The sequence below is a fragment of the Actinosynnema sp. NPDC059797 genome (assembly GCF_042732085.1).
GTDB lineage: Bacteria > Actinomycetota > Actinomycetes > Mycobacteriales > Pseudonocardiaceae > Actinosynnema.
On record NZ_JBHWIE010000006.1, the window covers coordinates 50,171 to 71,950 of the forward strand.

The window sequence follows — 21,780 nt, forward strand, 5'->3', positions numbered from 1 at the left end:
CCGGAGGTAACCCCTAATCTCGCAACCATGGGTGAACTCGCCGGTAACAACACCGACTACGACGTCGTCGTGGTGGGCTCGGGCTTCGGCGGCAGCGTGGCCGCGCTCCGGCTCACCGAGAAGGGCTACCGGGTCGCCGTCGTCGAGGCGGGTCGCCGGTTCGCCGACGACGAGTTCGCCAAGACCTCGTGGAACCTGCGCCGCTACCTGTGGGCGCCCTTCCTCGGCTGCTACGGCATCCAGCGCATCCACGCCCTGCGCAACGTCATGATCCTCGCGGGCGCCGGCGTCGGCGGCGGGTCGCTGGTGTACGCCAACACCCTGTACCGGCCGCTCAAGCCGTTCTACAACGACCGCCAGTGGGCGCACATCACCGACTGGGAGTCCGAGCTGGCCCCGTTCTACGACCAGGCGAGCCGGATGCTGGGCGTGGTGCAGAACCCGACCACCACCCCCAGCGACCGGGTCATGCGGCAGGTCGCGGAGGACATGGGCGTGGCCGACAGCTTCCACCCGACCCCCGTCGGCGTGTTCTTCGGCGAGCCCGGCAAGTCCGCCGAGGACCCGTACTTCGGCGGCGCGGGCCCGGACCGCACCGGCTGCACCGAGTGCGGCTCGTGCATGTCCGGCTGCCGCGTCGGCGCGAAGAACACCCTGGTCAAGAACTACCTGTACCTGGCCGAGCGCAACGGCGCCGAGGTGCTGCCGCTGACCACGGTCACCGACCTGCGCCAGGCGCCCGACGGCACCTGGGCCATCGGCACCCGCCGCACCGGCGGCAAGCTGCGCCGGCGCCGCCGCACCATCACCGCGAACCAGGTCGTGCTCGCCGCGGGCACCTGGGGCACCCAGCAGCTCCTGCACCGGATGCGGGCGACCGGCGCCCTGCCGCGCCTCTCGCCCAAGCTCGGCGAGCTGACCAGGACGAACTCCGAGGCGATCATCGGCGCGGGCCGCTTCACCGTGGACGAGGAGCGCAACTTCAGCCGGGGCGTGGCCATCACCTCGTCCATCCACCCGGACGAGCAGACCCACATCGAGCCCGTCCGCTACGGCAAGGGCAGCAACGCCATGGGCCTGCTCCAGACCCTGGCCACCGACGGCGCGAAGTCGACGCCCCGGGTGCTCCAGTTCCTCGCCCAGGCGGTCCGGCACCCGGTCCGCCTGGCCCGGCTGCTGTCGGTGCACCGCTGGAGCGAGCGGACCGTGATCCTGCTGGTGATGCAGAGCCTGGACAACTCCATCACCACCTACACCAGGAAGGGCCTGTTCGGCCGCAAGCTGTCCTCCAGGCAGGGCCACGGCCGGCCGAACCCGACGTTCATCCCGGCCGGCCACCGCGCCAACCTGCTCGCGGCGAAGCACATCGACGGCATCCCCGGCGGCACGTGGGGCGAGCTGTTCAACATCCCGCTCACCGCCCACTTCATCGGCGGCTGCCCGATCGGCTCGGACCCGGCCTCCGGCGTCATCGACGCCTACCACCGGGTCCACCACTACCCGACCCTGTCGGTCGTCGACGGCGCGGCGATCTCGGCGAACCTGGGCGTGAACCCGTCGCTGACCATCACCGCGCAGGCCGAGCGGGCGTTCGCGCTGTGGCCGAACAAGGGCGAGCCGGACCGGCGGCCCGACCAGGCGGCGGGGTACCGGCGCCTCGCGCCCGTGGCGCCGAAGCACCCCGCCGTGCCCGCCCACGCACCCGGCGCGCTCCGGCTGCCGGTGGTGGAGGTCAAGCCCTAGAGGCTGATCCCGGTGAGCACCAGGGTGCGCTCCTCGGTGAAGTCCTCCATGGCCGACCGCACGCCCTCGCGCCCGGTGCCCGACCCCTTGACCCCGCCGTACGGCATCTGGTCGGCCCGGTAGGACGGCACGTCGCCGACGATCACGCCGCCGACCTCCAGCTCGGCCGCCGCCTCGAAGGCCACGGTCACGTCCCGGGTGAACACGCCCGCCTGCAACCCGTAGTCGGTGGCGTTGGCCTGCTCGAACGCCTCGGCCACGGAGCCCACCACGGACACCGCGAGCACCGGCCCGAACACCTCCTGGTGCCACAGCCGGGCCGAGGCGGGCACGTCCTGCACCACGGTCGGCTCCACGGTCGTCCCCGACCGGCCGCCGCCGAGGTGCAGCACCGCGCCGCCGGACACGGCCTCGGCCACCCACTCCTCGACGCGCCGCGCGTTGTCCTCGTCGATCAGCGGCCCGACCTCGACCTCCGGGTCGTGCGGGTCGCCGGTCCTGAGCGACCGCACCGCCGCGACCAGCTTCGGCACGAACTCCTCGGCGACGTCCCGGTGCACCAGCACCCGCTGCACCGCGATGCACGACTGCCCGGCCTGGTAGTTGCCGAACGTGGCGATGCGCGAGGCCGCGAAGTCGAGGTCCGGCCAGTCCGGGCACACGATGGCCGCCGAGTTCGAGCCCAGCTCCATGACGACGTGCTTGCGCGGCGCGTCGTCCATCAGCGACCACCCGACCGAGGTCGACCCGGTGAACGAGATGACCGGCAGCCGCTCGTCGGTGACCAGGGCCTTCATGTCGCCGCCGCGCACCGGCAGCACCGAGAACGCGCCCTCGGGCAGGTCCGCCTCGGCCAGCAGCTCGCCCAGCATCAGCGCGGACAGCGGCGTCGCCGACGCGGGCTTGACGATCACGGGCGCGCCGACCGCCAGCGCGGGCGCCACCTTGTGCGCCACCAGGTTCAGCGGGAAGTTGAACGGGGCCACGGCCAGCACCGGGCCGCGCGGCACCCGCCGCACCACCGCCAGCCGGCCCTCGCCGCTGACGTCGGTGTCGAGGCGCTGGAGGTCGCCGGTGAACCGGCGCGCCTCCTCGGCGGCGAACCGGAACGTGTTCACCGCGCGCTGCACCTCGACGTTCGCCCACTTCAGCGGCTTGCCGTTCTCGGCGGTGATGATCTCGGCGATCTCCTCGGCGCGCTCGGCCAGCGCCTGCGAGACCTGGAGCAGGGCCTTGGCGCGGACGTGCGCGGGCGTGCGGCGGAACTCCTTGGCCACCGCCGCCGCGGCGGCGACCGCGCGTTCCACCTGCTCCGGGCCCGGCACGGCGACCGAGGCGACCTCCGTGCCGTCGAACGGGTGGTGAACGGTCATGGCCTGCACGCCCTGCTCGGCGTGTCCGGCGATCCAGCAGGGCCGTGGCTCGGGAGTGGTCGCGTCCATGGGAGTCACCGTATGCCCGTACGGCGTGCTTGGCGCTACCGATCTTGGAAGTGCGCCCGCACGTACTCCGCATGGGCGAGGTAGTAGTCGTCGTGGCGCTCCGCCCGCTGCCGGTGGAACTCGGGCCGCTCGCGGATCATCGCCACCATGTCCTCCAGCCGGGCCAGCACACGCCCGCCCAGCCCCCCGGCGGACGTGCCGTAGGCCTCGCAGAACAACGCGGCCCGCCGCCGCTGCTCGTCGGGCGTGCCGAACTCCGGCGAGAACGGCACCAGGCAGTACGCCGCGTAGGCCACGTCCCACCACCGCGGCCCCGGCCGCGCGGTGTCGAAGTCGATCACACCAACGGGTGATCCTCCGCGGAACACCACGTTGTAGGGCGCGAGGTCGTTGTGGCAGATCACCTCGACCGGCTCGATCGCCGGGAACCGCCAGCCCTCCCGCAGGTGCGCCAGCCCCGCGCTCGCGTCGTGCAGCCGCCGCGCCAGCCGCGCCACCTCGACCAGCACCCGGTCCGAGCGCACCGCCTCGGGCAGCGGCGGGTGGGCCACCTCACCCTCCAGGTAGGACAGCACCTCGCGGCCCCGCTCGTCGATCCCGAGCGGCACCGGGGAAAGCCCAAGCGGGGCAAGGTGTTCCAGCAGGCGGTGCACGTTGGGCGTCCACGGGCCGGTCGGCCGGCGCACCGTGGCGCCGATCCGCACGACCTCGTTCAGGCCGCCTCCGGTGAGCGGTTCCTCCTCCACGCATGACATCCTTCACCTGCGCGGACCCGCCGGACGAGAGGTTTTCACCCAGTGCCCGAGAGCAGCAACCGCCCTGTGCTGGTAGTCGACTTCGGCGCGCAGTACGCGCAGCTGATCGCCCGGCGAGTCCGGGAGGCGCAGGTCTACTCGGAAGTCGTGCCGCACACCACGCCGGTGTCGGAGCTGGTCGGGCGCGACCCGGCCGCCATCGTGCTGTCGGGCGGGCCGTCCAGCGTCTACGAGCCCGGCGCGCCGCAGGTGGACCCGGAGCTGTTCGACGCGGGCGTGCCGGTGTTCGGCATCTGCTACGGCTTCCAGGCCATGGCCGGCGCCCTGGGCGGCACGGTGGAGCACACCGGCACCCGCGAGTACGGCCGCACGGAGCTGGGCGTCGAGCAGGAGGGCGGCCTGCTGCACGACGAGCTGCCCGCCAAGCACCCGGTGTGGATGAGCCACGGCGACTGCGTGACCAAGGCGCCCGAGGGCTTCACCGTCACCGCGACCAGCGAGGGCGCGCCCGTGGCCGCCTTCGAGGACCGGCAGCGCCGGTTCGCCGGCGTCCAGTACCACCCGGAGGTGGGGCACTCGCCCCACGGCCAGGAGGTCCTGCGCCGCTTCCTGCACGAGATCGCGGGCATCCGCCCCCAGTGGACGACGTCCTCGATCGTCGACGAGCAGGTGGCCCGCATCCGCGAGCAGGTCGGCGACGGCAAGGCCATCTGCGGCCTGTCCGGCGGCGTGGACTCCGCGGTCGCGGCGGCCCTCGTGCAGCGCGCCATCGGCGACCGCCTGACCTGCGTCTTCGTCGACCACGGCCTGCTGCGCGCGGGCGAGCGGGCCCAGGTCGAGCGCGACTTCGTGGCCGCGACCGGCGTCAACCTGGTCACCGTGGACGCCCGCGAGCGCTTCCTGGACGCCCTCGAGGGCGTCACGGACCCCGAGCAGAAGCGCAAGATCATCGGCCGGGAGTTCATCCGGGTCTTCGAGCAGGCCGAGCGCGACCTCAAGGCCGAGGGCGACTACCGGTTCCTCGTGCAGGGCACGCTGTACCCGGACGTGGTCGAGTCCGGCGGCGGCACGGGCGCGGCGAACATCAAGAGCCACCACAACGTGGGCGGCCTGCCCGACGACCTCCAGTTCACCCTGGTGGAGCCGCTGCGCGCGCTGTTCAAGGACGAGGTGCGCCGCGTCGGCACGGAGCTGGGCCTGCCCGAGACCATCGTCCAGCGGCAGCCGTTCCCCGGGCCCGGCCTGGGCATCCGGATCATCGGCGAGGTCACCCAGGAGCGCCTGGACATCCTCCGCAAGGCCGACGCCATCGCCCGCGAGGAGCTGACCAGCGCGGGCCTGGACAGGCAGATCTGGCAGTGCCCGGTGGTCCTGCTCGCGGACGTGCGCAGCGTGGGCGTCCAGGGCGACGGCCGCACCTACGGTCACCCGGTCGTGCTGCGGCCGGTGTCCAGCGAGGACGCCATGACCGCCGACTGGACCCGCCTGCCCTACGACGTGCTGGAGCGCATCTCGACCCGCATCACCAACGAGGTGAACGAGGTCAACCGGGTCGTGCTGGACGTGACGAGCAAGCCGCCGGGCACCATCGAGTGGGAGTGAGCGCGACGAAGGGCCCGTCCCCCCGGACGGGCCCTTCGCCTCCCCACCTCCCCCGCGGACCGGGCTACCCCCGCCGGCGCATCGACCCCGCCAGCAACCCGATCCCGATCACCATCGCCCCCCCGGCCAGCGCCCACCTCAGGTCGAGGAAGTCCGGCCACGCCGCGCCGTCGGAGAGCGTGTAGGCGGCGGCGACCAGGGCCGCGACCCCGAACACCAGGCCGACCACGTCCACGCCCCGCTTCTCCACGCCCTTGTCCTGGTCAGCCACGGCTCACCTCCACCTCTCCGATCTCGCTCCGCACGTCCAGCTCGATCCTCAGCCCGCCGGGCCCGTCCGGGCCCCGGTCGTCCTCGACCCGCTGCTCCACGTCCTTGCCGTCGGCGTCCCGGCCGAGGCACTTCACGTTCCCCACCTCGGTCGAGCAGGTCACGGACACGTCCGCGTCGCGCGGCACCCGCACCCGGGCGCTGCCCAGCCCGACCTCGACCTCGGTGACCACCGTGCCGGTGCGCGGCAGGCCGGTCAGGTCCAGGTCGACCTCGCCGACGCCCCAGTCGTACCGGTCCTCCACCTGCTCGACCGACGTCGGCGCGGGCCTGGTGCTGCCGACCTCGCCCGACCTGATGCCGTCGAAGTCGACCGCGGTCGAGGCCACGCCGACCACCGACAGCGGCACGGCCAGCCAGACCAGCCCGCGGCCACCGCCGCCGCGCAGCGCGCCGAACACCATGCCCGCGCCCAGCACGGCCACCACCAACCCGATGGTGTGAACCTCGTCGAACCACGCCCACTCCTGCGACAGCGCCGCGGCGGCGGCCAGCACGATCAGCGCCAGCCCGAACGTCACCGTCCCCACCCGAGACTTCCGCCGCGCCGGCCGCGCGGCCGGGGACACGGGCTCGACCTCCGCCGCCGGCTCCGGCAGGTCCCACGCGAACGGCGCCGCGCCCAGCGGGTCCCACGCGGGCGGCCTCACCGGACCGGTCGGCCCCTCCTGGTAGGCGGGCACGCCGACCGGGTCCACCCCGCCCGTGCTCGTCGCCACCGGGTCCACCCCCACCCCGTCGAAGGCCGCGGCGGGCGCGTGGGCCACCTCCGGCCGGTTGTACTGCCCGCGGGCGCGGTGCAGCAGGTAGATCCCGCCGACGGACAGCAGCACGCCGCCGACCATGGTGAACCCGCCGTCGACGAACACGCCGGTCGCCGGCACCACGGCCAGGCCCAGCAGCACGGTCAGCGGGGTCGGGGTCGAGCTGCGGCCCTGCCCGAGCAGCGCCTCCGCGGGCGACACCTCGTCACCCTCCTGCGCGAGCAGCAGCCAGCCCAGCAGGTAGATGAGGATCCCGGCGCCGTTGCACAGCGCCATGGCCACGAACGCGACCCGGACGATCACCGGGTCGACCTGGTACCGCCGCGCGATGCCCACGGCCACGCCGGCGACCTTGCGACCGTCGTGGGGCCGCCGGGGCCTGCTGGCCCAGAAGTCCTTCAACGTCTCCTCGACGTTGGCCGCGCTGATGTTCCCGCTCACGGTGAGGAGCTTGCTCGACGGGGGCGCCACCGCACATCCGGGACCCACCCTGATCCCGACATGGGGTGGAACCCTGATGACCGGCCCCCGCCCGCGTGTGACCCTTGAGCGGTGAGCGTGGAGACGAAGGCCGCCAAGCCGGCCAAGGCCGTCGAGCCCGTGCGCCGCAGGCGGACCGGCCGGGTGGTCGCGGGCGTGGCGGGCGGGGTCGCGGACCACCTGGGCGTCGAGGTGTTCTGGGTGCGGGCGGTGTTCGCCGCGCTGACCGCGCTCAACGGCGTCGGCGTGATCGCCTACGGCCTGCTGTGGCTGTTCGTGCCGCAGCGCGCGGCCGGCGAGCCGGAGGAGCCCTCGAACCCCAGGGAGCGGCAGCAGGCGCTGGGCCTGGTCGCCCTGGGCATCGCCGCCGCCGTGCTGGCGGGCCTGTTCTCCGGCCCGGTGAACGGCTGGATCGCCGGACCGCTCGCGGTGGCCCTGGTGGGTGCGGCCGTGGTGTGGCGGGAGGCGGACGAGGCGCAGCGCCGCCGCTGGCGGGACGGCGCCCGGTCCGGGTTCATCGGCACCGGGCGGACCACCGTGGTGCGCGTGCTCGCGGGCGTCGCGCTGGTCGCCATCGGCATCGGCGTGCTGCTGGTCAACAGCTACGGCATCGACCAGCTCCGGTTCGCGCTGCTGGCCGTGGTCGCCACGCTCGGCGGCGTCGCGGTGCTGACCGTGCCGCTGTGGGTCAAGCTGATCAACGACCTGGGCGAGGAGCGGCGGGCCCGCATCCGCACCGAGGAGCGCGCCGAGATCGCCGCCCACCTGCACGACTCGGTGCTCCAGACGCTCGCGCTGATCCAGAAGCAGGCCGAGCGGCCCCGCGAGGTCAAGCGCCTGGCGCGCGGCCAGGAGCGGCAGCTGCGCGAGTGGCTGTACGGCAGGGTCGTGGAGGAGAACAACCTGCCCACCACCCTGTCCGCCGCGATCGCCAAGGCCTCCGGCGAGGTGGAGGACGCGTTCGCGCTGGCCGTGCAGCAGGTGGTGGTCGGCGACTGCGAGCTGGACCCCAACCTGCACGCGCTGGTCCAGGCGTCCCGCGAGGCGATGGTCAACGCGGCCAAGCACGCGGGCGTCGCGGAGATCAGCGTCTACGGCGAGGTCGAGCCCGATCGGGTGACGGTGTTCGTGCGCGACCGGGGCAAGGGCTTCGACCCGGAGACCGTGCCGGAGGACCGGCATGGCCTCGCGGACTCGATCCGGGGGAGGATGGACCGGCACGGCGGCGAGGTCCGCGTCCGCACCGCGCCGGGTGAGGGCACGGAGGTGCAGCTGATGATGCCGAGGAAGACAGCGGACAAGTGAGGGACGGGGGCCGAACCGTGGCCGTACGGGTGTTCCTGGTCGACGACCACGCGCTGTTCCGCGCGGGTGTGCGGGCGGAGCTGGAGTCGATCACCGACGAGATCGAGGTGGTCGGCGAGGCGGGCTCGGTCGGCGAGGCCGTCGCGGGCATCGCCCACCACCGCCCGGACGTGGTGCTGCTGGACGTGCACATGCCCGACGGCGGCGGCGCGGAGGTGCTGCGGCAGGTCCGCACCTCGCTGCCCGAGGTGGTGTTCCTGGCGCTGTCGGTGTCGGACGCGGCCGAGGACGTCATCGCGGTCATCCGCGCGGGCGCGCGGGGGTACGTGACGAAGACCATCTCCAGCCAGGAGCTGGTGAAGGCGGTCGTGCGGGTCGCGGAGGGCGACGCGGTGTTCAGCCCGCGCCTGGCCGGGTTCGTGCTGGACGCGTTCGCCGACCGGCCCGGCGCGGCCCCGATCAGCGACCCGGAGCTGGACCTGCTGACGCCGCGCGAGCGGGACGTGCTGCGGCTGCTGGCCCGCGGCTACGCGTACAAGGAGATCGCGTCCGAGCTGTTCATCTCGGTGAAGACGGTCGAGACGCACGTGTCGAGCGTGCTGCGCAAGACGCAGCTGTCCAACCGGTACGAGCTGTCCCGCTGGGCGTCGGACCGCAGGCTCGTCTGACGGAGGGCTCGTCCGACGGCGGGTTCGTCCGGCCGCGGGTTCGTCCGACGGCGGGTTCGTCCGACGGCGGGTTCGTCCGGGGTCAGCTCGCCGGGGCGGTCGCGCCGGGCAGCTCGTCGGCCGCCACGATCCGCGGTCGGCCCTCGTAGTGCTCGACCCGCAGCAGGTAGTTCCCGTTGGTCGTCTCACCGCCGCGCACGAACGTCACCGCGACGTGCACCCAGACCCGCGCGCCCTCGGCCCGGGTCTGGACCGGCGTCGCCCGCACGTCGTCGTACTGGCCCCAGAACGCCAGGTACTCCTCCAGCGACTGGCTGTAGGTCGGGGTGAGGTTGTCGTAGGCGACCCGCGGGTTCTCCGGCAGCAGGTCGTAGTGCCCCCTGACGAGCGCCTCCGCGTCCTGGGCGCTCACCGGGGTGGGAGCGGTGGTCTGCGGCTGCCGGGCGCCCTGGGCGCCGCTGTCGGACCCGTCGGGCAGCAGGGACACGGCCGCGACCGACCCCGCCGCCGCGACCAGCACGATCGCCGCCACCAGCGGGGCGAGCCACCGGCGCCGGCGCCCGACCGGGCCCTCCTCCGAGGCGGGCCGCTCCTCCGGCTGCTCACCGGGCGGTTCCGGCCGTTCCGGCTGTTCCGGTCGCTCCGGCTGCTCCGCCGCGAGTTCGGCGAGCAGCGCCACGGCCTCCTCCGCCGTGGGGCGGCGGTCCGGGTCCGTGGCGAGCATCCTGGTCAGCAGGTCGGTGAGCGGGCCCGACCGGGTGGGCGGCTGGACCTTGCCCGCGGCGGCCCGGTACAGCAGGCCGAAGCTGTTGTCGGAGGTGCCGTACGGCGACCGGCCCTCGGCCGCCGCGTACAGCGTCGCGCCGAGGGAGAACACGTCGGAGGCGCCGCTCGGCTGCTCTCCGCGCGCGACCTCGGGCGCGAGGTACGCCGGGGTGCCGGTGATCATGCCGCTGTCGGTGAGCGTGCCGTCCCCCGCGGCGCGCGAGATGCCGAAGTCGGTGAGCTTCACCGTGCCGTCGTGGCCGATGAGCACGTTCGACGGTTTCACGTCCCGGTGCACGATGCCCGCCGCGTGGGCCGCGGCGAGCGCTGCGGCGACCTGGCCGCCGATCCGGGCCGCCTCGTCCGGTTCCACCCTGCCCCGCTCCGCCAGGAGGGCGGACAGGCTCCGCGAGGGCAGGTGCTCCATGACCAGCCAGGGCCGGTCGTCCTCCACCACCACGTCGAAGACCGAGATCGCCCCCGGGTGGTGCAACCGGGCCGCGTTGCGCGCCTCGCGCATGGCCCGCGCCCTGGCCGTCGCGGCCTCCTCGGGCGTCAGGTCCGGCAGGCGCAGCTGCTTCACGGCCACCTCGCGGTCCAGGAGTTCGTCCCGGGCCCGCCAGACGACGCCCATGGCGCCGCTGCCGATCCGCTCGACCAGCGCGTACCGACCGCCCACCGTCCCCCCGGCCCCCGTCACAGCTTCAGAGGGTAGGCGACGGGCGGGTTGGCGCCGCCGTCAGTTGGTCGAGACGAGCTTGGCCAGCTCGCGGTCGAAGTCGATCCACAGGTCCTCCTCGCCGGGCTGGACCACGTCGTAGGTCAGGTCCAGGAACTCGGCGATGTGCTCGGCCTCGGCGGACAGGATGGCGAAGCCGGTCGGCGCGTTCAGCTCCAGCAGGACGCGCTCCGGGTCGTCGGCGGCCGGGCGGATGAGGATGTCGCCCTCGCCGGACGGCGTCAGCAGGCCGTCGGCGAGCAGGTCGCGGGCGAAGATCCACTCCACCTTGCCCTGGCCGGTGTGGAACAGCACGGCGACCGCGTACGGGTCCTCCGGCTCGTAGTGCAGCTCGGCCTGGACGGGCGCCGGGGCCACTCCCGGGACGAGGAGGTGGAACGTCGTCGTGGTGGTGATGCTCTCGTTGCTCATGGCTGTGGGGTTCCCTCCTGGTTCGAGTCCTTTCATCTGAGGAGACGTCCGAAAGTGCGTTCCAGGACGCGTATCGCCTGAACACCACGCGATCGGGGGAGACCTGCGTCGCAATACCACCCGTTTGCCCAGGAGCGATGTCTCAACAGGTCCGTACCGGCGGGTAACCCAGTGTTATCGCAGGTCACTTGAGCGTAGTTAGAGTGACCGGGGTCACCGGCGCGACGGCCGGAACGGGCCGCCGGCGGGTCAGCGCGACGCCCGCGAGGACCACCACCATGCCGATCACCACCCGGATGCCGATCTCCTCGCCCAGGAACGCCGCGCCGAGCAGCACGGAGACCACGGGCAGCAGGTAGCCGACGGTCGTGGCGTTGGTCGGGCCCTCGTCCTCGATGATCCGGTAGTTCAGCACGAACGCGACGCCCGTGCCGAGCACGCCCAGGATCGACACGGCCACGACCGGCCCCCAGGACAGGTGCACCGGCTGGAGGCCGCCGGCGGGCACCACGAGCGCGGTCAGGCCCGCCGCGCCGACGAGCTGCGTCGAGGAGATCTGGATGGGGGTCAGGCCGCGCCCGGAGATCGTGCGGCCGATGTAGGTGTAGCAGACCGCGTAGGACGCGGCGGCGAGCAGGCAGGCCAGCGCGCCCCAGCTCGCCAGGCCGGCGCGCTCCCACGGCGCGAAGATCAGCAGCACGCCGACGAACCCGAGCACCAGGCCGACCAGCCGGGCCGGGTCGCGCTGCCGCTCGGTGCCCAGCACCAGGCCCAGGACCAGCGCCCACAGCGGCGTGGTGGCGTTGAGCACCCCGGCGACGCCGGAGTCGACGGTCTGCTCGCCCACCGCGAACAGGGCGAACGGCACGACGCTGCCGAACACGGCGGCGACCAGCAGGTGGAGCCAGGAGCGGCGGTCGCGCGGCAGCCGCTGCCCGCTCACCCGCAGCACCGCCACGAGCACCAGCGCGCCCAGGAGGCTGCGCGCGAAGGCGATCTGCACGGGGGAGAGGCCGGTGAGCGCGATCTTGATCCACAAGAAGCTCGACCCCCACAGCAGGGCGAGCACACCCATCCTGACCAGCGTGCCTGAACTGTTCACGGTCATACACTGAGCCAGGCGAAGTATCAGGACAAGTGAATAGAACTGCACGACCTTTAAGCAGAGCTGTAAGGTTCGGTCATGTTGGACGTGCGACGCATGCAGGTGCTCCGGGCCGTGGTGACCACCGGCTCCATCACCGCCGCGGCGGTCAACCTGGGCTACACGCCCTCGGCGGTGAGCCAGCAGGTCGCGGCCCTGGAGAAGCAGGCGGGCCTGCCGCTGCTCGACCGCGTCGGGCGCGGCGTCCGGCCCACCGCCGCGGGCAGGCTGCTCACCGAGCACGCCGCCCGCATCACCGACCGGCTGGCCGAGGCCGAGGCCGAGCTGGCCGACCTGCGCGCGGGCCGCACCGGGCGGCTGCGCGTGCGCTACTTCGCCACCGCGGGCGCGGCGCTCGTGCCGCCCGCCGTGGCCGCGTTCCGCGAGCGGCACGCCGACGTGGGGCTCGACCTCAAGCTCACCGAGCCCGACGACCCGATGGTGGAGCTCCAGGCGGGCCGCGCCGACGTGGCCCTCGTCGTCCGCGGGCGGGACACCGAGCCGCCGCGCGGGGTGCGCGTCGTGCACCTGCTCGACGACCCTTACGTGGCGGTGCTGCCGCGCGGCCACGAGCTGGCCCGCAAGCGCGTGCTGGACCTCGCGGACCTGTCCGGGCAGCCGTGGGTGGACTCGGTGGTCACGCCCGGCGCGTGCCGGGACATCGTGCTCGACGCCTGCGCGGCGGCCGGGTTCGCGCCGAACGCCGTCGTCGAGGCCGACGACTACCCGACCGCGCAGGGGTTCGTCGCCGCCGGGCTCGGCGTCACCATCGTGCCCAAGCTCAGCCTCGACGTGGTGCACCCCGGCGTGGTCGTGCGCAAGCTGCGCCACCCGGAGCCGACCAGGACCATCGGCGCCGCCGTGCGCGAGGACGGCGCGGGCGGCCCCGCGGCGGCCAGCCTGCTGGCCGCGCTGCGGGACGCCGCGAACCGCTGAGGGAACCCATCGGGGGGAACCCGCCGGGGGTTCCGGGACCGCCGCAGGGCTACGGCTTGCCCAGGTTCTGCTCGCTCTCGATGAAGAGGCTCTGCTGCGCCCACTGGAGCACGATGAGCTTCTTCTCCTCGCTGGTCGTGCCGTCCTTCATGTGGAAGGTGACGTCGATCACGTAGGCGAAGTCCTCGTTGTACTCGACCTCGTCCAGCTCGACCGACTCGACCCGGTCCCACCAGTTCTTGTAGCTCTCGAACCCGCCCTGCGCGCCCTGCAGGGACGGCGCCAGGCGCGCCCAGCCGTCCTCCAGGTTGCCCGGCACCAGCTCGTAGTAGTCGCGGACGGCCTGCTCCTGCTGCTGGCGCGTCGGCGTGGAGGTGTAGGTGGCGGGCGGCCCGACCGACTTCTTCGTCTGCGTCGTCGACGGCTCGCCGCCCGCGGCCTGCGCCGTGGTGGTGACCGTGACGTCCGCGGCCTGGTCGGACGGGTTCTCCCCGTTGTCGGAGAACACGCTGGCGAGCATGATGCCCACCACGGCCGCGCCCGCGATCGCCAGCGCCGTGATCACGGCCGACCGCTTGTTCTTCAGCTGGCCCGACCCGCCGGGGCGGGACGAGGCCACGGGTCTGCGCGGCCGGTCCTGGACGGCGGCCGGCCGCTGTTGCTGAGCCGGCACCGGCGCCACGCGCGTCGCCGGGTGGTTCGCCTGCCGGCCGCCCTGGTTGGCCGGGGCCACCGGGGGCATCGCCCTGGTCTGCGCGGGCGCCTGCACCGGCGCGCCCTGCCACGACGGCGGGTGCGTCTGCGGCAGCGGCACCGGGAAGTCCGGCGCGGCCCGGCCGGCGGCCACCGCGGCCAGCGCCTCGCGCGCCTCCGCCATGGTCGGCCGGTCCTCCGGCTCGGCGCGCAGCAGGCGCATCAGCAGCGCGGTCAGCGGGCCCGCCTGCTTGGGCGGCACCACCTTGCCCGACGCGACCTGGTGCAGCAGCGCGATGGTGTTCTCGTTGAGGCCGAACGGCGGCGCGCCCTCAACCGCCGCGTACAGCGTCGAGCCGAGCGAGAACACGTCCGACGGCGGGCCCGGGTCGTAGCCCTTGGCCACCTCGGGCGCCAGGTAGGCGGGCGTGCCCGCGAGCATCCCGGTCGCGGTGACCGTGACGTCGCCGGTGGCCCGGGAGATGCCGAAGTCGGTGATCTTCACCGTGCCGTCGTTGCCGAGCAGGATGTTGCCCGGCTTGATGTCGCGGTGCACGATGCCCGCGTTGTGGGCGGCGGCCAGCGCCGAGGCCACCTGCGAGCCGATGGAGGCGACGTCCCGGGGCGGCAGCGTGCCGCGCTCCGAGAGCGCCGTGGACAGGCTCTTGGACGGCAGGTACTCCATCACCAGCCAGGGCTGGCCGTCGTCCTCCGCCACGTCGTACACGGCGATCGCGTGCGGGTGTTGGAGGCGGGCCGCGATCCGGCCCTCCCGCATCGCCCGGCGCTTCGCCTCGTCGGTGTCGGACTCGGCGAGTCCGGGCTGAAGCAGCAGCTGCTTCACGGCCACGGTCCGGTGCAGGCGCTCGTCGTGCGCCTGCCAGACGATGCCCATCGCTCCGCTGCCGATCCGCTGGCCGAGGCGGTAGCGGCCGGCGACCAGGCGGCCATCGTCGGTCACGGCGTGCTCCCAGTTAGCTGCTAGGGATCTTCAGTGGCGAAGTGCAGGACGCCACTAGGACAAAGACGTTGCATCACCCGATCGGGTTCGACGCCCACCTTACGAGGTTCACTGCTGTTCCGGTGCAGTGGTGGTCGTGGTGGTCGTCGTGACCGGCGTGGTGGTGGCCGGCGGCCGGGTCGTCGTGGTGGTGGTCGTGGTCGTGGTGGTGGGCTCCGGCGGCTCGGTCGTGGTGGTGGGCTCGGGCTCCGGCACGGTGGTCGTCACCTCGACGGTGACCGTCTCCGTCTGGACGGTGGTGGTCACCTGGGGCGGGGTGGTCGTCGTGGTCGGCACGGGCCTGGACGAGCTGCTCGGGTCCGTGGCCGGCGTCGACGGGTTCCGGTTGTCGAACACGTCCAGCGCCACCAGCAGGATGCCGAGCAGCAGGATCACGCCCAGGACCACGGCGGTGATCACCAGCGGCCTGGTGCCGCCCTTGTCGGGCGCGGGCGCGACCGCGGGCATGGCGCCCGTGCGCGGGCCCACCGTGCGCGGGCCCACCGTGCGCGGGCCGGGCCGCACCACGCGGGTGCGGTCGGGGTCCACCACGGTCGTGGCGCCCGCGCCGACGACCGGCGCGATGGCGGTCGCGGTGCTCGCCGGCAGACCGGTGAGGCTCGGGTTCCGGCCCTGCGCCACCGCGTTGAGCAGGTCCCGGGCCTGGGCCATGGTGGGCCGGTCGGCCGGGTCGTAGTTCAGCAGGCGCAGCAGCACGTCGGTCAGCGGGTGGTCGACCGTCGGCGGGTTGATCCGGCCCGCGGCGACCGCGTGCAGGACGCCCAGCGTGTTGTCCGACAGCCCGAACGGCGGCTCGCCCTCGACCGCCGCGTACAGCGTCGAGCCGAGCGAGAACACGTCCGAGGCGGGCGTCGGGTCCTGGCCGCGGGCGATCTCCGGCGCCAGGTAGGCGGGCGTGCCCGCGATCAGCCCGGTCTTGGTGACCGTGACGTCGTCGCTGGCCCGCGAGATGCCGAAGTCGGTGATCTTGACCAGGCCGTTGTCGGCGAGCAGCACGTTGCCGGGCTTGACGTCCCGGTGCACGATCCCGGCGGCGTGGGCGGCGGCCAGCGCGGCGGCGGCCTGCCCGCCGATCTGCGCCACCTCCACCGGGTCGAGCGGGCCGTGCTCGGCCATCGTGTCGGCCAGGCTGTAGGACGGCAGGTACTCCATGACCAGGCACGGAGCGCCGTTCTCCTCCACCACGTCGTAGACCGCGATGGCGTTCGGGTGGTGCAGCTTGGCGGCGATGCGGCCCTCGCGCATGGCGCGCTGGATCGCCTCGTCCTGCTCGCGCTCGTCCAGGCTGGGTTGGAGCAGGAGCTGCTTGATGGCCACGATGCGGCCCAGGCGCTCGTCCTGGGCGCGCCACACGACGCCCATCGCGCCGCTGCCGATCCGGTCCAGGAAACGGTAGCGGTCGGCGATGACGCGACCGTCGTTGCTCACCGGACCACCTCGCTGGGGCGCTGCGTGACCGCGGCAATGGCAGCTGGTCTCACGCTCGGGCTCCTCGTCGTGCGGATCGGTGCGCGGAACAGGCTAGGCCACCGCTCGCCCGCAGAGCCTACCCCGGCCCGGACTGCCGCTTGGGCACCGTTGTGCAGGTCACGTGAGCCGAGGGGTGACCTGGAAGGGATACCCGATACCGACCCGGAACGGCACCCATTCGAGTGAAGATCACGGGTATTGCGGCCGAACGGCCCAATCCCGGCGCGTCCTCCGCCCGGGCACCGCGTGTCCTCCGCTCCGGCATCGCGAGCCCTCCGCTCCGGACGGGCGCCCCGACCGGTCGGGGCGTTCAGCTCGACGGGGCGAAGAAGTCGAACCCGCCGATCGGCTCCAGGATCCCGCCGAGGTCCAGGCCGATCCCGAGGCCCGGGGCGGGCTGCTCGGACGACGGGGGCGGCGTGCTCGGGTCCGTGGAGGACGGCGCCGACGGCGCGGACGACCTGGACGTCGAGGGCTTGGAGGAGGACGACGGCGGTGGCGGCGGGGTGCTGGTGTCGACGGGCGGCGGCGTCGTGGTGCTCGTGCTCGGCGGGGTCGTGGTGGTCTGCTCCGCCGTGGTGCTCGGTGCCTGCGCGGTGGTGTTCGGCGCCTGCGGGGCGGGGGCCTGGGCCTGCCGCTGCTGCGGCTGGTTGGCGCGCGGCGCGCGCTGCTGGGTGGTCTGCTCCGGCGCGGCGGTCGTCGTCTCCGCCTCCGCCTGCCGGACCTCCTGCTGCTTGGTCGCGGCGGTGAGGTCCTTGGTCAGCGTGTTGGTGGCCCGCGCGGCCTGCCGGGCGTCGAAGCGCACCTCGGCGAGCGGCCGCTCGTCCGGGGAGGACACCAGGCTCGACGCGGTGAACGCGACCGCGCCGGCGAGCACCACGCCGCCACCGGCCATCGCGACGAGCTTCGGCACGGGCAGCCCGCCGCCGCGCTCCTCCTCGCCGGCGCGCCCCTCGCGGCGCAGCAGCTCGGTGATGTGCAGTTCGCGACCCGAGAGGTTGGCGGCCGGCTTGAACCGCACCGTCTCCGGCTCCACCTCGGTGATCCTCGGGATGGGCTGCGTCTCCGCCTCGCGCCTGGCGATCAGGTCGGCGACCGACAGCTGCTCCGTCGAGCCATCCCGTCGACGGCGTTTGTCGTCGTTCGACACCGCTGGACACCTTTCCCGGGGAGTGCGTTGCGCTACTGACCGGGATCATGGATACCGAATCGTGACCGAGTTTGTAACCCCTTCGGGGGAAGTTTGGAATAGAAACACAGTTGACATAGACGTTCTGTCATGAGACGAGCGCGCAAAGTAACGCAAAGTCAATTCCGCTGAGCGGACAGGACCTCGGTGCCGACGATGCGCGGGACGGTCGTGTCGGACAGCCGGAACACCTGCTCGACCCGCATCCACCGGCCGGTGCGCTCCTGCATCGACACCACCGCGAGCACGGTGCCGTCCTCCTGGAGCGTGGTCGACTCGATGGTGATCGCCTGCACGCGGCCCCACGCCGCCGCGAACTCGCGGGCGTCCTCGCCCACCAGCTCCGGCGACAGCAGCCGCGCGGCCTCGGCGGGCCTGGCGGGCAGCATCTCGTAGAACCGCCGCACCACGTCCACCCGCGGCTTCGGCCCGGGGCGGGGCTCGACGGGCATCACCACGGCGTCGCCGACCTGCGAGTCGACCTGCGCGTCGAGGGCCGGCGGCGCGATCGCCCGGTCCACCGCGGCCGGGTCGACCAGGCCGCCCAGCTCCGCCGACAGCAGGTCCGGGCGCAGCGCCGAGACCCCGTCGAGCCGCGACGGCGCCTCGACGGACGGCGGTGGCGGACCGGCGTCGCGCCGGCCCGCCAGGACCGACGCCGCCACCACGGTCGCCAGCAGCACGACCACCCCGGTGGTCACGCCCGCGAGCTTCGCCGCCCGCTTGGGCGGCTGCCGCGCCGGTGACGCCGGCGGTCGTTCCGCGAGCAGGTCGCGCACCAGCTCGTGCGCGGCGGTCCGCTCCCGGGACCGGAGGCGCAACGGCGTCGGCTGCTGCCTGATCAGCTCGGCCACGCTCACCGAGCCCGCGCGGTTGTGCCTGTGACCGCTCGTCGTAAGGCGCTGCACTGGCGACTCCCTCGCTGTCTCGTCGCCAGCACTCGTACCGTCTTCGACCAGCGGAAAGCCAGCTCCAGCCAGGACTTCACCCGTTCGTGGCGACCAGTGGTCAACCACGCCATTCGATCGGGTGAACGACTACGGAATGACGTACCGCTTCACGTTCGCGAACGACCGCTGGACGGTCTCCGCGGGCCGTTCGGCATTGATCAGAGGTTCACCCGTGGTAGTGAACTCCAGCTGTCGCTCCTCGGTGACCTTGGCGCCGTCCTTCCGCGTCACCTGCAAGGTGCTGAGCGTGACGCCCTTCGTCGGGTCCACCTGGATGGCGGTCACCTCGATCAGCGACACGTCGGCGAACTGCTGCGCCAACAGCTCCTCGGCGCCGGGTCGGAAGGAGTCCGACACCATCGCCATCGCGGTGCCGCTGTCGAGCACCGCCGCCTCGTAGAACTTCTCCGTGCGCGTGGCGATCGCCGCGCCGTCCACCAGCGGCGGTCCGTCGCCGCGCGGGACGGTGGTGACCTCCGGCAACCCGGTCCGCGCGGCCGGGCCGGTGGTGGCGGGGCCGGCGGTGGCGGGACCGGCGGGCTCCTCCGGCGACTCGCCGCCGGCGGCCCGGCGCTCGGCCTCGGGCGCCCGCAGCTCCTCGGGCTCGTCCACGCGCTCGGGCACGCGGGTGTTCGGCGCGGGGGTGCCGGGGGTGTGCGGCGCGGGGGTGGCCCGCGGCGGGGGGGTCTCGGTGGCGAACCCGGGCAGCAGCGGCACGCCGGTCGGGTAGCCCGGCAGCCCGACGCGCTCCGCCGGCTCGCCCGTGCCGACCAGCTTGGACGCCGCCAGGGCCAGGCCGACCAGCACGCCCGCCGAGGACAGGACCGCGAACCAGGCGGCCCGCTTCCACGTCCCGGGCGGCGTCGCCGAGGCGGGCACCAGGCCGATGTTGAACTTGCGCAACCCCACCGCGTCGCTGTCCGTGAACGGGTCGTGGGCTCGCGGCGCGGGCGGGGACGGGTGGCCCGCGCGCCGCACGGGCGAGGCCGGCTGCCGGGACGGTCGCGACGGCGGCTGCGGTGCCGGCGGTTGTGGTGCCGGCGGCTGTGCCGGTCGGGGCTGCGGTGGTTGGGGCAGCGGTGGTTGGAACAGCGGTGGCCGGGGCGGTTGCTGCTGCGAGGGCCGGGGGAGCGGTGGCTGCGAGGACCGGGGCAGCGGCTGCTGTTGCCGCGGTGGTTGCGGTGGCGGTGTTCGCGGGGGTGGTTGGGGCAGCGGCGGCTGCTGCTGCCACCGCGACCGCTGCGGCGGCGGCAGTGACCTCGACGGCGGCGGCTGCTGCGGCACCTGCTGCTGCGGCACCTGCTGCGGCGGCACTCGCCGTGACGGCGCCCGCGACGCCGGCGAGCGGTCGTGCTCGCCCCCCGCGGGCAGCCGGGTCGCCGCCCCGCTGTCCCGCCGATGCCGCTCCGGTTCCCCGATCTCCATGCGTGTGGATCCCTCCACCCCGCCCTCACGACCCTCGCGACTCCGCACCTGTTGGGCTCAAGTGGCGCGGGGTGGGGGTGGGACGTCGAGGGGCCCCGCGGCTACCTCAGAGTAGGCGGAGGGGCCACGGCGGACCGGCCAAATCAGCCTCGCGTGGGCAAGTGGTACTCGGAAGAGTGAATCTTCAGCTTCCGCTGTCCAGCCGCTTGCGCGTGCCCTGGAGCGAGTTGGCGGCGGCCAGGCCGGCGCCACCCGCGATCAGCGCGCCGATGATGTCGCCGGACACCCCGCCGCCCGCCGTGATCAGCAGACCCACGAGGGCGATGATCGTCGTCACCCCGGCGAGGGTCCACCGGCTGCGCACGTACTGGACGATGGGCGCGCCCGCGGCGCGCTTGGACTTGGCAGCCGAGCCGAGCATCGCGAGGTAGCCGTCGTGCGCCAGCGTGGCCAGCACACCCACGATCGCGATCAGGCTCGTGATGAGACCGATGACCATGGCAACAGTGTGCCCAGGCTCAAACCCGCTGGACCATGGGTGATCGCCCTGATATCCACCCCGGGTGGAGGTCTTCTGGCACGACGCCTGCCTTGAGCACGACACCGGCACGGGGCTGTGGGAGCTGCCCGGCCGGTGGGACTGGCTCGACGTCGCCGAACCGCACCCGGAGAACGCCGCCCGGCTGCGCACGTTCCGGCACGCCCTGCGGCACGGCCCGGTCGCGCCGCACCTGACCTGGTCGGCCGGGCGGTTCGCGGACGAGGAGGAGCTGGCCCGCGTCCACACCCCCGACTACCTGGCCCGCCTGCGCGAGGCGTGCCGGGAGCGCACGAACGTCGAGGTCAACACGGTCGTCGGCCTCGGCTCGTGGGACGCGATCCGCGCCGCCGCGGGCACCGCCCTGGCGGCCTGGGAGGCGGTCGCCGCCGGCCGCACCCGCCTGGCCTACGCCCTGGTCCGCCCGCCCGGCCACCACGCCCAGCCGGACCTGCCGGACGGGTACTGCCTGGTCAACAACGCCGCGCTGGTCGCCGAGACCGCCCGGCGCGCGGGCCGGCGGGTCGCGGTCCTGGACTGGGACGTGCACCACGGCAACGGCACCCAGGAGGTCTTCCGCGCCGACCCGGACGTGCTCACCGTGTCCGTGCACATGCGCCACGGCCCGTGGGGCGCCAACCACGCGCAGACCGGCGCGCCCGACGAGAGCGACCGGGCCAACGTCAACGTCGAGCTGTCCCTCGGCGCGGGCGACCTCGCCTACCGGCGGGCGCTGGAGGAGGTCGCGTTCCCGGCCCTGGCCGAGTTCGGCGCGGACTTCCTGGTGTGCGCCTCCGGCTTCGACGGCTCGGCGTTCGACCCGAACGGCAGGCACAACCTGACCGCCGGCGGCTACCGGTGGATCGGCGGGGCGGTGTCGGGGCTCGGCCTGCCGACCGTGCTCACGCAGGAGGGCGGCTACCTGCGCGGCTACTCCGCCCTGTGCCTGCACGCCCTGGTGGAGGGCCTGCTCGGGCTGGAGCTGCTGGAGGACCCGCTCGCCTACGTGCCCGACGACACCCAGCTGGTGGACGCGGACCTGGCCCGGGCCAGGTCCGCGCTCACCGACTGGGCGTTCGCGGCTAGCGCCCCAGCGCGCCGCGACCGAGCTTGAGCAGGATCAGGGCCAGGTCCCGGCCCTCGGGGCCCAGCTCGCGGTAGCGGTTGAGCACGTCCAGCTCGCGGTTGTGCACGATCTTCGTGCCGCCGGCGGCCATCCGCGCGGCGCCGATCAGCTTGGAGACCTCGATCCGCCGCTTGACCAGCCGCAGCAGCTCGGCGTCCAGGTGGTCGATCTCCTGGCGCAACGCGTCGATGTCCTGGGCGGTGTCGGTGCTGTTCATCGTGGAGACCTCTCGGGGTGGTCTGCGGAGTCCCGGCCCCGGCAGCGACGAAGCCCCGGGTCCGAGG

Annotated in this window: 20 protein-coding genes; 6 read left to right on the forward strand and 14 right to left on the reverse strand. The window is 73.7% G+C overall.

Going from position 1 to position 21,780, the window contains the following annotated elements:
• The first annotated feature begins 27 nt into the window (after window positions 1-27).
• Complete coding sequence (locus tag ACFV4N_RS03740; RefSeq protein WP_499670945.1) at window positions 28-1,743, forward strand: FAD-dependent oxidoreductase; 1,716 nt, start codon at window positions 28-30, stop codon at window positions 1,741-1,743.
• Here the strand turns inward: ACFV4N_RS03740 and ACFV4N_RS03745 are convergent.
• Window positions 1,740-3,185, reverse strand: coding sequence for an aldehyde dehydrogenase family protein (locus ACFV4N_RS03745; RefSeq protein WP_499670946.1), 1,446 nt, complete (start codon window positions 3,183-3,185; stop codon window positions 1,740-1,742). The two genes, ACFV4N_RS03740 and ACFV4N_RS03745, sit on opposite strands and share 4 nt — an antisense overlap.
• 35 nt (window positions 3,186-3,220) lie before the next feature.
• The gene (locus ACFV4N_RS03750; protein ID WP_499670947.1) at window positions 3,221-3,931 is read right to left on the reverse strand and encodes an aminoglycoside phosphotransferase family protein; all 711 of its coding nucleotides are present in this window, start codon (window positions 3,929-3,931) and stop codon (window positions 3,221-3,223) included.
• 51 nt (window positions 3,932-3,982) lie between these two features.
• Between ACFV4N_RS03750 and guaA the strand changes: the two genes are divergently transcribed.
• A complete protein-coding gene (gene guaA, locus ACFV4N_RS03755; protein WP_499670948.1) occupies window positions 3,983-5,542 on the forward strand; it encodes a glutamine-hydrolyzing GMP synthase in 1,560 nt (519 codons plus the stop codon).
• A gap of 64 nt (window positions 5,543-5,606) precedes the next feature.
• Here guaA and ACFV4N_RS03760 read toward each other — a convergent pair whose 3' ends face one another.
• Entirely contained in the window at window positions 5,607-5,813 is a 207-nt protein-coding gene (locus tag ACFV4N_RS03760) for a hypothetical protein (protein WP_499670949.1), read from the reverse strand.
• Window positions 5,806-7,077 (reverse strand): PspC domain-containing protein, encoded by a 1,272-nt coding sequence (locus ACFV4N_RS03765; protein WP_499670950.1) that lies wholly within the window; start codon window positions 7,075-7,077, stop codon window positions 5,806-5,808. Before ACFV4N_RS03765 ends, ACFV4N_RS03760 begins: the two co-directional genes overlap by 8 nt.
• Window positions 7,078-7,188: 111 nt before the next feature.
• On the opposite strand from ACFV4N_RS03765, the gene ACFV4N_RS03770 reads away from it, so the two are divergent.
• A complete protein-coding gene (locus ACFV4N_RS03770) occupies window positions 7,189-8,421 on the forward strand; it encodes an ATP-binding protein (RefSeq protein ID WP_499670951.1) in 1,233 nt (410 codons plus the stop codon).
• 17 nt (window positions 8,422-8,438) lie between these two features.
• Entirely contained in the window at window positions 8,439-9,089 is a 651-nt protein-coding gene (locus tag ACFV4N_RS03775; protein ID WP_499670952.1) for a response regulator, read from the forward strand.
• An 82-nt stretch (window positions 9,090-9,171) separates the two neighbouring features.
• Here the strand turns inward: ACFV4N_RS03775 and ACFV4N_RS03780 are convergent, their stop codons facing one another.
• The 3 genes from ACFV4N_RS03780 to ACFV4N_RS03790 form a co-directional block, all read right to left on the reverse strand.
• On the reverse strand, window positions 9,172-10,554 hold the full coding sequence (locus ACFV4N_RS03780) for a serine/threonine-protein kinase (protein WP_499670953.1): 1,383 nt from the start codon (window positions 10,552-10,554) through the stop codon (window positions 9,172-9,174).
• Between the two features lie 39 nt (window positions 10,555-10,593).
• Window positions 10,594-11,004: an SsgA family sporulation/cell division regulator gene (locus ACFV4N_RS03785; protein ID WP_499670954.1), complete on the reverse strand. Its 411-nt coding sequence runs from the start codon at window positions 11,002-11,004 to the stop codon at window positions 10,594-10,596.
• Window positions 11,005-11,188: 184 nt separating this feature from the next.
• Window positions 11,189-12,112: a DMT family transporter gene (locus ACFV4N_RS03790; RefSeq protein ID WP_499670955.1), complete on the reverse strand. Its 924-nt coding sequence runs from the start codon at window positions 12,110-12,112 to the stop codon at window positions 11,189-11,191.
• 75 nt (window positions 12,113-12,187) lie between these two features.
• On the opposite strand from ACFV4N_RS03790, the gene ACFV4N_RS03795 reads away from it, so the two are divergent.
• The gene (locus tag ACFV4N_RS03795) at window positions 12,188-13,084 is read left to right on the forward strand and encodes a LysR family transcriptional regulator (protein WP_499670956.1); all 897 of its coding nucleotides are present in this window, start codon (window positions 12,188-12,190) and stop codon (window positions 13,082-13,084) included.
• A gap of 49 nt (window positions 13,085-13,133) precedes the next feature.
• Here ACFV4N_RS03795 and ACFV4N_RS03800 read toward each other — a convergent pair whose 3' ends face one another.
• The 6 genes from ACFV4N_RS03800 to ACFV4N_RS03825 form a co-directional block, all read right to left on the reverse strand.
• Complete coding sequence (locus ACFV4N_RS03800; protein WP_499670957.1) at window positions 13,134-14,738, reverse strand: serine/threonine-protein kinase; 1,605 nt, start codon at window positions 14,736-14,738, stop codon at window positions 13,134-13,136.
• Between the two features lie 108 nt (window positions 14,739-14,846).
• Window positions 14,847-16,226: a serine/threonine-protein kinase gene (locus tag ACFV4N_RS03805; protein WP_499670958.1), complete on the reverse strand. Its 1,380-nt coding sequence runs from the start codon at window positions 16,224-16,226 to the stop codon at window positions 14,847-14,849.
• A 352-nt stretch (window positions 16,227-16,578) separates the two neighbouring features.
• Window positions 16,579-17,418 (reverse strand): hypothetical protein, encoded by an 840-nt coding sequence (locus tag ACFV4N_RS03810; RefSeq protein ID WP_499670959.1) that lies wholly within the window; start codon window positions 17,416-17,418, stop codon window positions 16,579-16,581.
• Window positions 17,419-17,576: 158 nt separating this feature from the next.
• On the reverse strand, window positions 17,577-18,365 hold the full coding sequence (locus tag ACFV4N_RS03815; RefSeq protein WP_499670960.1) for a hypothetical protein: 789 nt from the start codon (window positions 18,363-18,365) through the stop codon (window positions 17,577-17,579).
• 129 nt (window positions 18,366-18,494) lie between these two features.
• Window positions 18,495-19,832, reverse strand: coding sequence for a hypothetical protein (locus ACFV4N_RS03820; protein WP_499670961.1), 1,338 nt, complete (start codon window positions 19,830-19,832; stop codon window positions 18,495-18,497).
• Between the two features lie 184 nt (window positions 19,833-20,016).
• Window positions 20,017-20,331, reverse strand: coding sequence for a hypothetical protein (locus ACFV4N_RS03825; protein ID WP_499670962.1), 315 nt, complete (start codon window positions 20,329-20,331; stop codon window positions 20,017-20,019).
• A 64-nt stretch (window positions 20,332-20,395) separates the two neighbouring features.
• Here ACFV4N_RS03825 and ACFV4N_RS03830 point away from each other — a divergent pair, with 64 nt between their 5' ends.
• Complete coding sequence (locus tag ACFV4N_RS03830) at window positions 20,396-21,484, forward strand: arginase family protein (protein WP_499670963.1); 1,089 nt, start codon at window positions 20,396-20,398, stop codon at window positions 21,482-21,484.
• On the opposite strand, the gene ACFV4N_RS03835 is transcribed toward ACFV4N_RS03830, so the two are convergent.
• Window positions 21,453-21,713 (reverse strand): chorismate mutase, encoded by a 261-nt coding sequence (locus ACFV4N_RS03835; RefSeq protein ID WP_499670964.1) that lies wholly within the window; start codon window positions 21,711-21,713, stop codon window positions 21,453-21,455. The genes ACFV4N_RS03830 and ACFV4N_RS03835 overlap by 32 nt on opposite strands.
• Between the last annotated feature and the right edge of the window lie 67 nt (window positions 21,714-21,780).

Bases quoted from the DNA above. Each gene is read 5' to 3' on its own strand.
- ACFV4N_RS03790 (WP_499670955.1), bottom strand. From the start codon at position 12,112: ATGACCGTGAACAGTTCAGGCACGCTGGTCAGGATGGGTGTGCTCGCC.
- ACFV4N_RS03825 (WP_499670962.1), bottom strand. From the start codon at position 20,331: ATGGTCATCGGTCTCATCACGAGCCTGATCGCGATCGTGGGTGTGCTG.
- ACFV4N_RS03820 (WP_499670961.1), bottom strand. From the start codon at position 19,832: ATGGAGATCGGGGAACCGGAGCGGCATCGGCGGGACAGCGGGGCGGCG.
- ACFV4N_RS03740 (WP_499670945.1), top strand. From the start codon at position 28: ATGGGTGAACTCGCCGGTAACAACACCGACTACGACGTCGTCGTGGTG.
- ACFV4N_RS03745 (WP_499670946.1), bottom strand. From the start codon at position 3,185: ATGGACGCGACCACTCCCGAGCCACGGCCCTGCTGGATCGCCGGACAC.
- ACFV4N_RS03795 (WP_499670956.1), top strand. From the start codon at position 12,188: ATGTTGGACGTGCGACGCATGCAGGTGCTCCGGGCCGTGGTGACCACC.
- ACFV4N_RS03785 (WP_499670954.1), bottom strand. From the start codon at position 11,004: ATGAGCAACGAGAGCATCACCACCACGACGACGTTCCACCTCCTCGTC.
- ACFV4N_RS03835 (WP_499670964.1), bottom strand. From the start codon at position 21,713: ATGAACAGCACCGACACCGCCCAGGACATCGACGCGTTGCGCCAGGAG.